18 protein-coding genes are annotated in these 14,654 nt (G+C 31.0%); 17 read left to right on the forward strand and 1 reads right to left on the reverse strand.

Annotated features, from left to right (window positions below; genetic code table 11):
- The 17 genes from MT340_RS06400 (at position 1) to holA (ending at position 14,198) form a co-directional block, all read left to right on the forward strand.
- On the forward strand, positions 1 to 453 hold the full coding sequence (locus tag MT340_RS06400; RefSeq protein ID WP_243589236.1) for an acetyl-CoA carboxylase biotin carboxyl carrier protein: 453 nt from the start codon (positions 1 to 3) through the stop codon (positions 451 to 453).
- 14 nt (positions 454 to 467) lie between these two features.
- Positions 468 to 1,829, forward strand: a complete 1,362-nt coding sequence (locus MT340_RS06405; RefSeq protein ID WP_243589237.1) for an acetyl-CoA carboxylase biotin carboxylase subunit — start codon at positions 468 to 470, stop codon at positions 1,827 to 1,829.
- Positions 1,829 to 2,581 carry a 5-oxoprolinase subunit PxpA gene (gene pxpA, locus MT340_RS06410; protein ID WP_243589238.1) on the forward strand — a complete coding sequence of 251 codons (753 nt, stop codon included), beginning with the start codon at positions 1,829 to 1,831 and terminating at the stop codon, positions 2,579 to 2,581. Before MT340_RS06405 ends, pxpA begins: the two co-directional genes overlap by 1 nt.
- A gap of 11 nt (positions 2,582 to 2,592) precedes the next feature.
- A complete protein-coding gene (locus MT340_RS06415; protein ID WP_243603687.1) occupies positions 2,593 to 3,831 on the forward strand; it encodes an NRAMP family divalent metal transporter in 1,239 nt (412 codons plus the stop codon).
- A 155-nt stretch (positions 3,832 to 3,986) separates the two neighbouring features.
- Positions 3,987 to 4,673, forward strand: coding sequence for a 5'-methylthioadenosine/S-adenosylhomocysteine nucleosidase (gene mtnN, locus MT340_RS06420; protein WP_243589240.1), 687 nt, complete (start codon positions 3,987 to 3,989; stop codon positions 4,671 to 4,673).
- A 22-nt stretch (positions 4,674 to 4,695) separates the two neighbouring features.
- Complete coding sequence (locus tag MT340_RS06425) at positions 4,696 to 5,223, forward strand: YqeG family HAD IIIA-type phosphatase (RefSeq protein WP_243603688.1); 528 nt, start codon at positions 4,696 to 4,698, stop codon at positions 5,221 to 5,223.
- Entirely contained in the window at positions 5,224 to 6,324 is a 1,101-nt protein-coding gene (gene yqeH, locus MT340_RS06430) for a ribosome biogenesis GTPase YqeH (RefSeq protein WP_243589241.1), read from the forward strand.
- Positions 6,325 to 6,337: 13 nt separating this feature from the next.
- Positions 6,338 to 7,144, forward strand: coding sequence for a shikimate dehydrogenase (aroE, locus tag MT340_RS06435; RefSeq protein ID WP_243589242.1), 807 nt, complete (start codon positions 6,338 to 6,340; stop codon positions 7,142 to 7,144).
- A 1-nt stretch (position 7,145) separates the two neighbouring features.
- Positions 7,146 to 7,436: a ribosome assembly RNA-binding protein YhbY gene (gene yhbY / locus MT340_RS06440; protein WP_103298674.1), complete on the forward strand. Its 291-nt coding sequence runs from the start codon at positions 7,146 to 7,148 to the stop codon at positions 7,434 to 7,436.
- Between the two features lie 3 nt (positions 7,437 to 7,439).
- Complete coding sequence (locus MT340_RS06445; protein ID WP_243589243.1) at positions 7,440 to 8,012, forward strand: nicotinate-nucleotide adenylyltransferase; 573 nt, start codon at positions 7,440 to 7,442, stop codon at positions 8,010 to 8,012.
- Positions 8,002 to 8,586, forward strand: a complete 585-nt coding sequence (gene yqeK, locus MT340_RS06450; RefSeq protein ID WP_243589244.1) for a bis(5'-nucleosyl)-tetraphosphatase (symmetrical) YqeK — start codon at positions 8,002 to 8,004, stop codon at positions 8,584 to 8,586. The genes MT340_RS06445 and yqeK overlap by 11 nt, the downstream gene beginning before the upstream one ends.
- Complete coding sequence (gene rsfS, locus MT340_RS06455; protein WP_103298677.1) at positions 8,587 to 8,940, forward strand: ribosome silencing factor; 354 nt, start codon at positions 8,587 to 8,589, stop codon at positions 8,938 to 8,940.
- Position 8,941: 1 nt separating this feature from the next.
- A complete protein-coding gene (locus MT340_RS06460; protein WP_243589245.1) occupies positions 8,942 to 9,667 on the forward strand; it encodes a class I SAM-dependent DNA methyltransferase in 726 nt (241 codons plus the stop codon).
- A 55-nt stretch (positions 9,668 to 9,722) separates the two neighbouring features.
- Positions 9,723 to 10,418 carry a helix-hairpin-helix domain-containing protein gene (locus MT340_RS06465; protein ID WP_481906645.1) on the forward strand — a complete coding sequence of 232 codons (696 nt, stop codon included), beginning with the start codon at positions 9,723 to 9,725 and terminating at the stop codon, positions 10,416 to 10,418.
- 78 nt (positions 10,419 to 10,496) lie between these two features.
- Positions 10,497 to 10,955 (forward strand): ComE operon protein 2, encoded by a 459-nt coding sequence (locus MT340_RS06470; protein ID WP_243603689.1) that lies wholly within the window; start codon positions 10,497 to 10,499, stop codon positions 10,953 to 10,955.
- 6 nt (positions 10,956 to 10,961) lie between these two features.
- Entirely contained in the window at positions 10,962 to 13,145 is a 2,184-nt protein-coding gene (locus MT340_RS06475; protein ID WP_243589247.1) for a DNA internalization-related competence protein ComEC/Rec2, read from the forward strand.
- 78 nt (positions 13,146 to 13,223) lie between these two features.
- A complete protein-coding gene (gene holA, locus MT340_RS06480; RefSeq protein WP_243603691.1) occupies positions 13,224 to 14,198 on the forward strand; it encodes a DNA polymerase III subunit delta in 975 nt (324 codons plus the stop codon).
- Between the two features lie 52 nt (positions 14,199 to 14,250).
- Here the strand turns inward: holA and rpsT are convergent, their stop codons facing one another.
- Positions 14,251 to 14,502: a 30S ribosomal protein S20 gene (gene rpsT, locus MT340_RS06485; RefSeq protein ID WP_103298117.1), complete on the reverse strand. Its 252-nt coding sequence runs from the start codon at positions 14,500 to 14,502 to the stop codon at positions 14,251 to 14,253.
- Positions 14,503 to 14,654 lie beyond the last annotated feature (152 nt).

The raw sequence follows: 14,654 nt of genomic DNA on the forward strand, positions 1-14,654 counted from the left end.
GTGAATATTAAAAAGATAGAAGAGGTCATTAATTTAGTAAAATCAAACGGAGTTAAACGTTTTAAATTTAAAGATAATAAAAGTGAATTAGAGTTAGACTTCACAGAAGGTGTTCAAAGTCAAGGTAGTGTAAGTACTCCTACCCAAGCTTCACAAAGTACTTATTCAAATGAAGAAACGTTACCTCAAAGTCAAAACGAAAGTTCAAATGAGAGTGCACAAGAAATTAAATCTCCTATGGTCGGTACATTCTTTTTACAAGATAGTAAAGAATTAACTGAACCTCAAATTAAAGTAGGCGACCAAATCAAATCAGGCGATGTCATTGGTTATATTGAAGCAATGAAAGTAATGAATGAAGTAACGAGTGACGTTGATGGAGAAGTTGCTGAAATCGTTGTGGATCATGGAACAAATGTAGAATATGATCAAGTACTAGTTAAAGTCAAATAAGGGGGAACTTGTGTATGTATCGTTGTTTAGTAGCAAACAGAGGAGAAATTGCGGTCCGCATCATTAGAGCGTGTCGTGAAATGGGCATAGAAACTGTTGCGATCTACGCTAAAGGGGACGAAAAAAGCTTACACGTTAGCCTTGCTGACCAAGCTGTTTGTATTGGAGAAGCTAACCCATTAGATAGTTATTTAAATATTGAACGTATTATTGGCGCTGCTGAAATTACTGGTGCTAATGCGATTCACCCGGGATATGGTTTCTTATCTGAAAGTACAACTTTTGCTGAAAAGGTTGAAGAAAATGATATCTATTTCATTGGTCCTAATAAAACAACAATGGAAATGATGGGTGATAAAATCACTGCTCGCCAAACTGTTGATTCTGCAGGCGTTCCTGTTATACCTGGTTCATCTGGTGCAGTTAATTCAATAGAAGAGGTAAAAGAATTAGCTAAAGAGATTGGTTTTCCAGTTGTATTAAAAGCTGCTAGTGGTGGTGGCGGTAAAGGTATTCGTATCGTTAAAGAACCTGAACAATTAGAAAAATCTTTAAAAGAAGCTAAAAGTGAAGGACAAAAATACTTTAATGATGATCGTGTATACGTTGAAGCATTCATCCCAGTAGCAAAACACGTGGAAGTTCAAATCATTGGTGACGGTAAAGAAAATTATGTTCACTTAGGTGAACGTGATTGTTCCGTTCAACGTAAAAACCAAAAATTAATCGAAGAATCACCTTGTGCAGCTTTATCAGAAGAGCGACGTAAACAAATTTGTGAAGATGCTGTTAAAGTAGCAAAAGCTTCTAATTATAGAAGTGCAGGTACAATTGAATTCTTAGTTACAGAAGATGCCCATTACTTCATAGAAATGAATGCGCGTATCCAAGTAGAACATACTGTAACTGAAATGCGTGCTGATAGAGATTTATTACAAGCACAACTTTACTTACTTCAACACGGTGAACTACCATTTACTCAAGAAGATATTGTGTTTAATGGACATGTCATTGAAGCACGTATTAACGCTGAAAATCCTGAAAAGAAATTCCAACCTACACCTGGTAAAGTTAAAAAATTACATTTACCACAAGGATTTAATATTCGCGTAGATTCATTATTATATCCTGGTTATCAAGTATCACCTTATTATGATTCTTTAGTAGCTAAAGTCATTGTGAAAGATACTAACCGTGAAAATGCAATTAAAAAATTAAAAGTAGCACTTGATGAAATGGTAATCGATGGCTTTTCAACAACAGCAGACTTTTTATATGCAGTATTAAGCTATCCATTATATGCTGATGGCGATGCGAGAGAAGTAGATATTAAATTCCTTGAAAAACATCAAATTATCAAAGGAGTTGAGCTTTAATGAAAATTGATTTGAATTGTGATTTAGGCGAAGCATTTGGTAATTATTCATTTGGCGGGGATAAAGATATAATTCCTTTAATCACATCTGCTAATGTTGCCTGTGGTTTCCATGCAGGTGATGAAAATGTGATGAATGATACTGTAAAAATTGCTAAAGACAATGACGTAAGTATTGGCGCACATCCTGGTTTACCAGATTTAAAAGGTTTCGGTCGTAGAAACATCGATATTGCGCCACAAGAAGTTTATAATTTAATGATTTATCAACTAGGTGCTTTAGAAGGCTTTTGTAAAGCACATGGTACGCGTATTAATCATGTTAAACCTCATGGCGCATTATATAATATGGGCGCTAAAGATAAAGACATTGCACATGCCATTGTGCAAGCTGTATATGACTTTGATTCATCATTAATTTTAGTAGGGTTATCTAATTCTTTATTAATTTCAGAAGCTGAGTCAGTTGGTCTTAAAACTGCTTCAGAGGTCTTTGCAGATAGACGTTATGAAGATAATGGTCAATTAGTTAGTCGTAAAGAAGCTGATGCAGTCATCACAGATACTGATGAAGCTTTAGATCAAGTGATTAAAATGGTTACTGAAAATAAAGTAATTAGTAAAAATGGGAAAGAAATTGATTTAAAAGCTGATACTATTTGCGTGCATGGTGATGGCGCCCACGCATTGGATTTTGTATCACAAATCAGAAAAAAATTGACGAAAGAAGGCATTGATATTCAATCCTTATAGGGGGTTCCAAGATGGGAGAAAATTTAAAACCAAAAACTAACGAGAAAGATTTCCAATTCACGAAAAATCATAGACGTTTACTCTATGGTTCAGTCTTTTTAATGGCTACGTCAGCAATTGGACCAGCTTTCTTAACACAAACTGCTGTATTTACTGCAGAATTTTATGCTAGTTTTGCTTTTGCAATATTAATATCAATCATTATTGATATTGGCGCACAAATAAATATTTGGCGTGTACTTGTAGTAACTGGTTTACGAGGTCAAGAGGTTTCAAACAAAGTGTTACCTGGCTTAGGTACAGTAATTTCATTATTAATCGCTTTTGGGGGACTAGCGTTTAATATCGGTAATATTGCCGGTGCAGGCCTTGGTTTAAATGCAATGTTTGGCTTAGATATTAAATGGGGCGCTGCTATTACAGCGATTTTCTCAATTTTAATTTTCGTAAGTAAAAGTGGTCAAAAAATTATGGACGTTGTATCAATGATTCTAGGTGTTGTTATGATACTTGTAGTGGCATATGTCATGGTTGTATCTAACCCGCCATATGGAGAAGCATTGGTTCGTACAGTAGCACCAGAACATCCTATTAAATTGATTCTACCAATTATTACATTAGTTGGTGGTACAGTAGGTGGATACATCACATTCGCTGGAGCACATAGATTGCTTGATTCAGGTATGAAAGGTCAACAGTTTTTACCGTTTGTTAATCGCTCTGCTGTGGCAGGTATTTTAACGACTGGTATTATGAGAACTTTACTTTTCTTAGCAGTGTTAGGTGTTGTGGTAACTGGCGTCACACTAAGTGCAGACAATCCACCAGCATCAGTATTTGAACATGCAATTGGACCTATCGGTAAGAACATCTTTGGTGTTGTTATCTTTGCAGCAGCGATGTCATCTGTAATCGGTTCTGCATATACTAGTGCAACGTTCCTTAAAACATTACATAAATCAATGGTTAATAAAAATAACCTTATCGTTATTATTTTTATTGTTTTATCAACGTTAATCTTCTTGTTTATTGGTAAACCAGTAAGCCTATTGATTATTGCAGGAGCTATTAATGGTTGGATTTTACCTATCACATTAGGAGCTATCCTAATCGCAAGCCGTAAAAAATCAGTTGTTGGTGATTATAAACATCCAACATGGATGCTATTATTCGGTATTCTTGCGGTTATAGTAACGATTATCACTGGAATATTCTCATTACAAGATTTAGCCACGTTATGGAAAGGTTAATGTAATTAAAACTCTACACTCTTAACAGTGTAGAGTTTTTTATTTTTTGAATATTAAAGACCCATTATTTATTGCGTAATTAACTTATCTTGGTCGTGATGACTATAAAATTGTGATAAAATAGCTTATGCTAAGATGAAAATAGAGGTGTAAATATGATTGGAATTATTGGAGCTATGGAAGAAGAAGTAGCTATTTTAAAAGATAAATTAGTAGAAATGAGTGAAATCACTTCAGCTCATGTAAAATTCTATAGAGGAAAACTTAATAATAAAGAGGTCGTGCTAACTCAAAGTGGTATAGGTAAAGTGAACGCTGCTATTTCAACAACTTTATTAATTGAGAAGTTTAACCCTAACATTATCATTAATACAGGATCAGCTGGTGCTTTAGATGAAAGTTTAGCGGTAGGCGACATTTTAATAAGTAATGACGTTATTTATCACGATGCTGACGCGACTGCATTTGGTTATGAATATGGCCAAATTCCTCAAATGCCAGCTAAATTTAATACAGATTCAAAACTATTAAAATTAACTGAACAAATCGTTATTAATCAAGATTTAAATGCTAAAGTGGGATCAATTGTAAGTGGCGATAGTTTTATTGGTAGTGCTGAGCAACGTTTAGCTATTAAACGCCAATTTCCAACTGCAATGGCAGTAGAGATGGAAGCTACAGCAATCGCACAAACTTGTTACCAATTTAAAGTACCATTTATTGTTACACGTGCTGTTTCAGATTTAGCAAATGGAGAGGCTGAAATGTCTTTTGAAGAATTTTTAGGAAAGGCAGCTCAATCATCAAGTAAAATTGTTGAAAAGTTAGTATCTGAACTATAAAAAAATATTAAAGGTGAAGATTATGGGTTTAATAAAAAAATATTTCATGCCGAATGATTACGTTAAATCTGTTTTTGAAATTGATATCGAAAAATTAGCAAAAGCAGGATTCAAAGGCATTATTACAGATTTAGATAATACATTAGTAGGATGGGACGTAAAATCTCCTACAATTGAAATTAAAGAATGGTTTAAAAAAGCCAATGACTTAGGTATTACTATTACTATAGTTTCAAATAATAATGAAGAACGTGTAGCAAGTTTTTCTAAGGACTTAAATGTGGACTTTATCTTTAAAGCACGTAAACCTATGGGTAAAGCATTTAAAAAAGCGATTAAACAAATGCGTATTCAACCTAAAGAAGCGATTGTTATTGGCGACCAAATGCTTACAGATGTTTTTGGTGGTAATCGCAATGGGTTGTATACTATTATGGTTGTTCCAGTAAAAAGAACAGATGGATTTATTACTAAATTTAATAGAATTATCGAACGACGTTTATTAAATTATTTTAAAAATAAAGGATACATTAAATGGGAGGAAAATTGATTGGATGAAACTTTAAAATGTATAGGCTGTGGGGCACCTCTTCAATCTGAAGATAAAAATGCGCCTGGTTATGTGCCAGAACATAATTTATTTAGAGATGATGTAATTTGTCAGCGCTGTTTTAGACTTAAGAACTATAATGAAATTCAAGATGTCGGGATGGATAGCGATGACTTTTTAAATTTATTAAACGGATTAGCCGATCGCAAAGGTATTATCGTAAACGTGGTAGATATCTTTGATTTCGAAGGTTCTTTTATCAATGCTATTAAGCGTATTGTAGGTAATAAAAAAATTATTTTAGCAGCTAATAAGTTGGATTTATTACCTAAACAAATAAATAAACGCCGTGTAAAAGAATGGCTAAAAAGAATAGCAAGAAAATACGGCTTAGAGGCTGAAGAAGTTGTATTAATCTCTGCCCACAAAGGTTGGGGAATTGATGATTTATTAGCTGCCATTGATCATCACCGTGATAACAGTGATGTCTATATCGTTGGGACAACAAATGTAGGGAAATCTACGCTTATTAATAAATTGATTGAACAAAGTGTTGGAGAAAAAGATGTTGTTACTACTTCAAGATTTCCAGGCACTACATTAGATATGATAGATATTCCACTTGATGAACGTACATTTATGTATGATACACCGGGTATTATACAAGCACATCAAATGACGCATTATGTAACTGAAAAAGAATTAAAAATAGTTGTACCTAAAAATGAAATTAAACAACGCGTTTTCCAACTAAACGAAGGACAAACACTGTTCTTTGGCGGTTTAGCAAGAATTGATTATGTCAGTGGAGGTAAACGTCCATTAGTTTGCTATTTCTCAAACGATTTAAATATTCATCGTACTAAAACTGAAAAAGCAAATGATTTATGGCGTAATCAAATTGGTAATGTGTTAACACCTCCAAAAGATGCTAAGAATTTTGATATGAGTAACATTAAAGCAGTCCGATTAGAAACAGGTAAAGAAAAAAGAGATGTGATGATATCTGGATTAGGCTTTATTACTATTGAAGCAGGCGCAAAAGTAATAGTTAGAGTTCCTAAGAATGTTGATGTAATATTACGTAACTCTATAATGTAAGGTGGTAATTTAAATGAAATATGCCGTAATAGGTGATCCAATCTCACATTCATTATCTCCAATCATGCATAATGCTAATTTTCATTCATTAGACATAAACGATTCATATGAAGCATTGCATATTCCAGTAGAACGTTTTGATCAAATCCGAGAAATTATGGAAGAAAAAGGCATTTCAGGTTTCAATATTACCATTCCACATAAGGAACGTATCATTCCTTATTTAGATGAGATTGATGAACAGTCAGAAACTGTAGGTGCAGTTAATACTGTGAAAATAGTTGATGGTAAATGGATTGGATATAATACTGATGGTCTAGGATATGTTACTGGTTTAAAACAAGTCTATCCAGATTTAGAAAATGCATATATTTTAATCTTAGGTGCTGGAGGAGCTAGTAAAGGCATTGCAAACGAGTTAAGCAAGTTTGTTCACCCAAGATTAACAGTTGCAAATAGAACTATGAGTCGTTTTGAATCTTGGACATTAGATATTAATGCGATTTCACTTGAACAAGCTGAGACTCATTTAGATGAATTCGATATTATTATTAATACTACGCCTGCTGGTATGGATGAGAATAAAGAACATGTCATTAGCTTAAAACATTTATCACCTAACACCTTAGTTAGCGATATTGTTTACATTCCTTATAAAACGCCTTTCCTAGAAGAAGCTGAAGCTAAAGGAAACCAAATTTATAATGGTCTAGATATGTTTGTCTATCAAGGCGCAGAAAGTTTTAAAATTTGGACTGGAAAACAAGCAAATATTCAAGTAATGAAATATGCAGTACTAAAAAATTTAAAAGGAGAATAATATGCTTACAGGAAAACAAAAAAGATATTTAAGAAGTTTAGCTCATAATATTGATCCTATTTTTCAAATTGGTAAAGCAGGAATAAATGAAAATATGATTGCTCAAATCGATGATACCCTTGAAAATAGAGAACTTATTAAAATTCACGTATTACAAAATAACTTTGATGATAAGAATGAATTAGCAACTGCTTTAAGTGAAGCTACTAATAGTGAAGTTGTGCAAGTAATTGGTTCAATGATTGTGATTTACAGAGAATCTGAAGAAAATAAAGAAATCACTTTACCATAAGTTATGGCAAAAAAAATCGTTTTATATGGCGGTCAATTTAACCCAATTCATACTGCACATATGTTAGTAGCTAATGAAGTGCATTCTATTATTAAGCCTGATAAATTTTATTTTTTACCTAGTTATATGGCGCCTCTAAAAAGTCATGAAGATTATTTAGATGCGAAATATAGAATGAAAATGATTGAGATGGTAATAAGTGAACTTGGCTTTGGTGAAATTTGTGAAGCTGAATTACAAAGAAAAGGGCAAAGTTATACGTATGACACTTTAAAAGACCTAGTTAATATTGAACCTGATGTTAAATTATATTTCATCATTGCCACTGATCAATATGAGCAATTAGATAAATGGTATAAAATTGAAGAATTAAAACAGTTAATTACTTTTATTATTGTTAATCGTGGCGTAGATCATCAGACAGTTGATGAGGATATGGTTTCTATTACTATTCCTCGTATGGATATTAGTTCTTCTATGATTAGACAACGCGTAAAAAATAAAGAAACAATAAATGTCTTAGTCCCTCGAAAGGTTAATAACTATATTAGAGAGGAAGGATTTTATGAAAATTAAAAAAGCTGTTGAATTAGTTAAAGATAAATTGCCTGAAAAAAGATTCAAACATTCATTAAGAGTCGCTGAAACAGCAGTTAAACTTGCTGAAATTTATGATGGTGACAAAGAAAAAGCAGAATTAGCAGGCGTCTTACATGATTATTGCAAGTATGATGATTTAAGTAGTATGTATCAAATCGTACGTCAACATGATTTAGATAGTGAATTATTAAGTTATGGCAGCGAGATCTTACATGGACCAGTGTGTGCAGCAATTATGAAATCTGAATATAATATTCAAGATGAAGAAGTATTATTGGCTATTAAAAACCATACTACTGGTCGTAAAGAAATGACTAAAACGGAAAAATTAGTTTTTATTGCTGATTACATTGAGCCTGGAAGAAAGACCCCCGGAGTTGAAGAAATCCGAGATATGGCATACAATCAAGGTAGCTTAGATAAAACAATTTATGAAATTTCTAAGCGAACAGTTTTATTTTTAATTGGTAAAGATATTACAGTATTCGGCGCAACGATTTCATGTTTAAACTATTATAATTATAGTGATCAAAGAATAAAGGATGATTAAATGAATTCAGAAGAATTATTAAATATTGCTGTCAATGCGACAGAAAACAAAAAAGCGGAAGATATTGTTTCTCTTAGTATGCAAGGTATTAGTGATATGACTGATTACTTTGTAGTTTGTCATGGTAATAACGAAAGACAAGTACAATCAATCGCTAGAGCTGTTAAAGAAGCTGCTCATGAGCAAGATATCGATGTTAAGCGCATGGAAGGATATCAAAGTGCTCGTTGGGTATTGATTGATTTAGCTGATGTTGTAGTACATATATTCCATAAGGACGAACGTAATTACTATAATATTGAGAAATTATATCAAGACGCGCCAATAGAAACATACGAACAGGCAGTTTATTAATATGACTCAGTATGTAGAAATGAGTACAGTATACGATCAATTAACTTTAGATCAACCATATGATAAGTGGTTTACTATAGTTAAACATTATGCCCAGCCTTTTACAGATAAACCTGATTTACTTGATATCGGCTGTGGTACAGGAAGTTTAACATCGTTGCTTACTTCTATTGGAACGGTTACGGGAATGGATTTAAGTAGTGACATGCTATCCATTGCTGCTAATAAATCTAATCAAGTAACTTGGTTAGAAGGAGATATGACCGATTTTACATTAAATAAAACGTTTAATGTCATAACAATATTTTGTGATTCACTGAATTACTTACCAGATGACGAAGAAGTACTTGATACATTTAATTGTGTATATAACCATCTATCAGATACTGGAGTTTTCATTTTTGATGTTCATACTATTTTTAAAATGAATACCTTATTCCACAATCAATGTTATATAGACGAAACTGATGATACTTTCCTTGCATGGGAAGCTGTTGTTGGAGAAGTGCCTTATAGTGTTTATCATGATATGAGCTTTTTCATAAAAAATACTGATGGAAGTTATCATAGATTTGATGAGTCTCACTATCAAAGAACTTTTGAAGAGCAACATTATCGTAATTTATTAAAACAAGCTGGCTTTTCTCAAATTGAAACATTTGTAGATTTTGATATTAATAATCATGATGAAAATGGTGAAAGACTATTTTTCGTCGTTCATAAATAATTTTTAAAGTAAACTCGTTTCCTTATACGTTTATACATATAAGGAGATGAGTTTTTTGTTTAATAATATGACTGACATAATCAACTTCATTTTAAAATGGAAAGTTCAAATTATAATTGCAATTAGTGTTATCTTAGTTGGGATTTTCTTAATTTTTTTTAAAGGAGAGGATAATGCAGAAACAACATTGAATAATAATTTAGCAAAATCGTCAACTAATAATAGTGAAATGTATAAACATGGAAGTAACAACCAAACTAAAAATGAAAATTCTGCAAGTGATAGTTCAGATAAAAAGGAGTCAGAAAACAAAACCGTTTTAGTTGATGTCAAAGGAGCTGTCGAGAAACCCGATGTTTATGAAATGAAAAGCTCAGATAGAGTTAATGATGTGTTAAAAAAGGCTAAACTTTTGAAAGAGGCTGATGTAACTCAAATTAATTTATCTGAAAAGCTAACTGATCAAAAAATGATTAATGTTCCATCTAAAAATGATACAAATAAAAGTTCTCCAAGCCAAATCACTAGTGCCTATACAAATGGGAAATCTTCTTCACAAAGCAAAGTGAATTTGAATACTGCTACTGAAAGTGACCTTTTAAATGTTCCAGGTATAGGACCGACAAAAGTTAAAGAAATATTAGAATATAAACAAAAAAATGGTCAGTTTAATAGTGTTGATAATTTAAAGGAAATTAAAGGAATAGGAGGAAAAACTTTTGAGAAAATAAAAGATTACTTTACAGTTTGACAATAAAGTAAGTATTGGCTAACAAAATAACTTAAATTATAATATTAATTAATATACATTTTAATGGAGCTGAAAATTATGGAAAGAATCAAATGGGATGAATACTTTATGGCGCAAAGCCATCTACTAGCATTACGTTCAACTTGTCAACGTCTTTCAGTGGGAGCTACTATTGTAAAAGATAATAGAATCATTGCAGGTGGATATAATGGGTCAGTTGCAGGCGAAGTTCATTGTATCGATGAAGGGTGTTTAATCGAAGATGGTCATTGTATTAGAACCATTCATGCTGAAATGAATGCGTTACTTCAATGTGCCAAACAAGGTGTATCTACTGAAGGTGCAACTATTTACGTTACTCATTTCCCTTGCCTAAACTGTACTAAATCAATTATTCAAGCTGGTATTACTAGAATCTATTATGCCCAAGATTATCATAATCATGAGTATGCACTTAAATTGTTAGCTCAATCGGGAATAGAGCATCAGCAAATTGATTTTTCAGCTGAGAAAGTTGCTCGATATTTACTAAATTAATAACTTATGATTTATGTAGCTTTAAGTTTATTATCTGGAATTTTATGGATTCATTTAAAAACATTTTCACTGTTTCTTATAAGTTTATTAATTTTTCTTGGTTTTCAAAAACATTTTAATTTCTACTTCTTAATTCTATTAATTATAAGTTTTATAAGTGGGATATTGGTAGCAGAACATAATATCAACGCTAGCGTTAAACTAAACCAATACTATAAATTGAATCAAAGCATTGATAGGGAAGTAGTATTTAATGGTATGGTTAGCCAAACTAAAAATCAGTTTAAAGGCGAATTCTATATTGATAATATTGGCTATTCATTTACATATATAAGTAAAAACCCAAATGTAAAAGTGAGTATGCTAGAAAATAATGCATGTCCAATTAAAGGAACCCTCTCAAATGTAATCAATGATAAGGCATATGTCTTTATTAAAGAAATTAATTATAAACAATGTCATATGGTTACTCATAATAATTTTATTGAGCGTCACATAAAATATATTACTGCTAAGCTTCAGCATAGTAATTTGAAAAATCCTGAAAAAATATTAGCATTAATTACTGGTGACATGAGTGGGATAGACAAAGAATATTTAGACAAAGTAAAAATAATAGGTATTTATCATTTACTTGCAGTGAGCGGCTCTCACATTGCTACTATATCCTTTTTAATTCATCAAAGTTTAGTGAGATTTAATGTTCCGAAAGTACTTATAAAATTGTCTATAATTATAATGCTTATTCTTTTTGCTTTTTATACTGATTTTGCTCCTAGTGCTTTAAGAGCTATTTTAGCTACGATTATATTTTTAGTCATTCCACGTCAGTTTAAACTTTCTTCACTAAATATTTTAAGTGTTGTTTTTATAAGTTTAACAATAAGCTACCCGCCAATTATATATGATATAGGTTTCCAATTTTCATTTTTAATATCATTATTTATACTTCTTTCTTTGCCACTAATAAATTCGTTGTCTCACTTACAAAGTTTATTATTCCTAACATTTATCGCGCAGTTATCATCTTCAATTATAAGTATTTATCACTTTAATCAACTTCAATGGATTGGATTGTTTTCAAATTTAATATTTGTCCCTTTATATAGCTTTATTATCTTTCCTTTATCAATTTTTATATTTATTATTTATCACTTTGTAAATAACGTTAATTTTATAAACCATCTCATGAACGAAGTTTTTATTGTTCATGATGATATCCTCAATCTATTTCTTACCTTTAAAAGTGATCAGATATTTGTTGCCTCAACTTCTTCATTTAACTTATTAATCTACTTTTTACTTTCACTTCTGACTTATATTTTTATTTGCCACAAGAAGTTGTTAGCTAGTTTTTTAATTCTATCAACATTTCTAGTAATCATCTTATTCAATTCACAGCCACATCATAATTCAATTACTTTTTTTGATGTAGGGCAAGGGGATAGTTTATTATTTCAAACTAATAAAAATGAAACTGTAATGGTTGATACTGGAGGAAAGGAATCATCCAACAACCAATCTGCTAGCCATAATATTTCAAAATATCATATACTTCCTTCATTAAAATCTAAAGGTATATCTTCAATCGACTATCTAATTCTGACACATCCCCACGCAGATCATATCGCAGAATTTCCTTACTTAGCTAATCATATTAAAATCAAAAGATTATATATTAATATCCCAAGTTATTCAAAACAACAATACTCTCAAATACGAATGATTTGTGAAAAGAATCATATCAAATTAGTCGATGCGACAAGGATTGCTTCAATTCAATTATCAAATAGTAGTATATCTTTTCTTAATTCTTATATACCATTAAGTGAGGATAAAAATGAACAAAGTATTGTTCTACTAGTTAAATATAAAAAGATTAATATATTATTAATGGGTGATGCGACAAAAAATAATGAAACTTTGTTGCTTAAAAAATATGAATTACCTAAAGTAGATATACTCAAAGTAGGGCATCATGGCAGTAAAACGAGTAGCTCGCTTCCATTTCTCGAAAAAATACATCCTTCAATAAGTATTATTTCGAGTGGTAAGAATAATAAGTACCATCTTCCTAATCAATCAACAATTGATTCTCTTCTAAAATTGGGTTCAAAAATTTTTAATACGCAAAGTAATGGAGAAATTTCTATTAATCTTGATAATCACTTCAATACCTCATTTAAATAATTATTGATAATTAGTGATAATAATTGTCTCATGATATAATATATAAACGTGTAAAAATTAGAAAGGGTGCTTATTACTATGGGGAATAATATAGTGGCCGTATATGGAGAAGTACCAGAGCTTGTTGAGAAGAAAAGTAATGAAATAGTAAATGACTTTTTAAATGAAGAAAAAGATGACTTTAATTATATTAAATTTAATCTTTATGAACATAGTATGTCTAATATTATTGAAGAGACACTGACTATGCCATTTATCTCAGAGAAAAAAGCCATTGTAGTTAAAAATTCTTTTATTTTTACTGGCGAAAAAGTTTCAAAAGATTTAACACCTAATAATGATCAAATTTTAGAATTTCTTAATAAATATGATGGCGAAAATCTTATCATTTTCGAAATTTATCAAAATAAATTGGATGAACGCAAAAAGATAACTAAAACGCTAAAACAAAAGGGCAAACTTTCTAAAGTAGAACAAATGTCTGAACAGGAAATAAAATCTTGGATACAAAATAAACTTTATGAAAATTATAAAGATATCAAGCAGGATGCATTAAATTTATTTATTGAACTGACTGGTATAAATTTCAACATTGTCTCACAAGAATTGGAAAAAATCATACTATTTTTAGGTGATAGAGCAACAATAACTAAAGAGGATGTTAATTTAATCATTAATCGTAGTTTAGAACAAAATGTCTTCTTATTAACGGAATATATTCAAAAAGGACAAAAAGCTAAAGCAATTGAACTTGTTAAAGATTTAATTATCATGAAGGAAGAACCTATAAAGTTATTAGCATTAATAACAAGTAATTATAGATTGTATTATCAATGTAAGATTCTTTCTCAGAAGGGCTATAGTGGACAACAAATTGCTAAGACAGTTAACGTACATCCATACAGAGTGAAACTTGCTCTTACTCAAGTAAGACACTATCAATTAAATCAACTTTTAAACATCATTGATAATTGTGCTGAAACAGATTATAAACTCAAATCTTCTTATATGGATAAGCAATTGATACTCGAATTATTTATATTATCCTTGTAAAATTTTCCAATAAAAAAGTTCAAGCACAAGGCTTGAACTTTTTTAAAAAGAATTATTTACTTGATGACATTAATTGTGATTTAATGCGATCAGCTTTATTTGAATGAATTAAGTTACTTTGTGAAGCTTTATCAACTGATTTGATAGCGAAGCTAACTAATTCAGCTTTGTTATCAGCGTTATTAGCGATAGCTGATTTAGCATTTTTCACTGCAGTACGCATAGCGTTTTTTTGTGAAATGTTACGAGCTTCAGCGCTTTCAGTTGTTCTCACACGTTTAATAGCAGATTTAATATTTGGCATTACTGTCACCTCCTAAAAGTGAGCTTTAGCATATCAAATTTTATTTTGATTACAACAAGAAATATTTTATCAAAACATATATGTTTGTGCAATCATTAATTGAAGTTAAACGATTTTATTTAGCAATTAAATTGTATTTGCTATTGGAAACC

Source organism: Staphylococcus sp. NRL 16/872 (genome assembly GCF_022815905.2).
Lineage (GTDB): Bacteria > Bacillota > Bacilli > Staphylococcales > Staphylococcaceae > Staphylococcus.

Excerpts from the sequence above, each read along its gene's own strand:
- pxpA (WP_243589238.1), top strand. The coding sequence starts at position 1,829 with ATGAAAATTGATTTGAATTGTGATTTAGGCGAAGCATTTGGTAATTAT.
- rsfS (WP_103298677.1), top strand. The coding sequence starts at position 8,587 with ATGAATTCAGAAGAATTATTAAATATTGCTGTCAATGCGACAGAAAAC.
- MT340_RS06425 (WP_243603688.1), top strand. The coding sequence starts at position 4,696 with ATGGGTTTAATAAAAAAATATTTCATGCCGAATGATTACGTTAAATCT.
- yqeK (WP_243589244.1), top strand. The coding sequence starts at position 8,002 with ATGAAAATTAAAAAAGCTGTTGAATTAGTTAAAGATAAATTGCCTGAA.
- MT340_RS06460 (WP_243589245.1), top strand. The coding sequence starts at position 8,942 with ATGACTCAGTATGTAGAAATGAGTACAGTATACGATCAATTAACTTTA.
- rpsT (WP_103298117.1), bottom strand. The coding sequence starts at position 14,502 with ATGCCAAATATTAAATCTGCTATTAAACGTGTGAGAACAACTGAAAGC.
- holA (WP_243603691.1), top strand. The coding sequence starts at position 13,224 with ATGGGGAATAATATAGTGGCCGTATATGGAGAAGTACCAGAGCTTGTT.
- mtnN (WP_243589240.1), top strand. The coding sequence starts at position 3,987 with ATGATTGGAATTATTGGAGCTATGGAAGAAGAAGTAGCTATTTTAAAA.
- aroE (WP_243589242.1), top strand. The coding sequence starts at position 6,338 with ATGAAATATGCCGTAATAGGTGATCCAATCTCACATTCATTATCTCCA.
- MT340_RS06470 (WP_243603689.1), top strand. The coding sequence starts at position 10,497 with ATGGAAAGAATCAAATGGGATGAATACTTTATGGCGCAAAGCCATCTA.
- MT340_RS06445 (WP_243589243.1), top strand. The coding sequence starts at position 7,440 with ATGGCAAAAAAAATCGTTTTATATGGCGGTCAATTTAACCCAATTCAT.
- MT340_RS06475 (WP_243589247.1), top strand. The coding sequence starts at position 10,962 with ATGATTTATGTAGCTTTAAGTTTATTATCTGGAATTTTATGGATTCAT.
- MT340_RS06405 (WP_243589237.1), top strand. The coding sequence starts at position 468 with ATGTATCGTTGTTTAGTAGCAAACAGAGGAGAAATTGCGGTCCGCATC.
- yhbY (WP_103298674.1), top strand. The coding sequence starts at position 7,146 with ATGCTTACAGGAAAACAAAAAAGATATTTAAGAAGTTTAGCTCATAAT.
- MT340_RS06415 (WP_243603687.1), top strand. The coding sequence starts at position 2,593 with ATGGGAGAAAATTTAAAACCAAAAACTAACGAGAAAGATTTCCAATTC.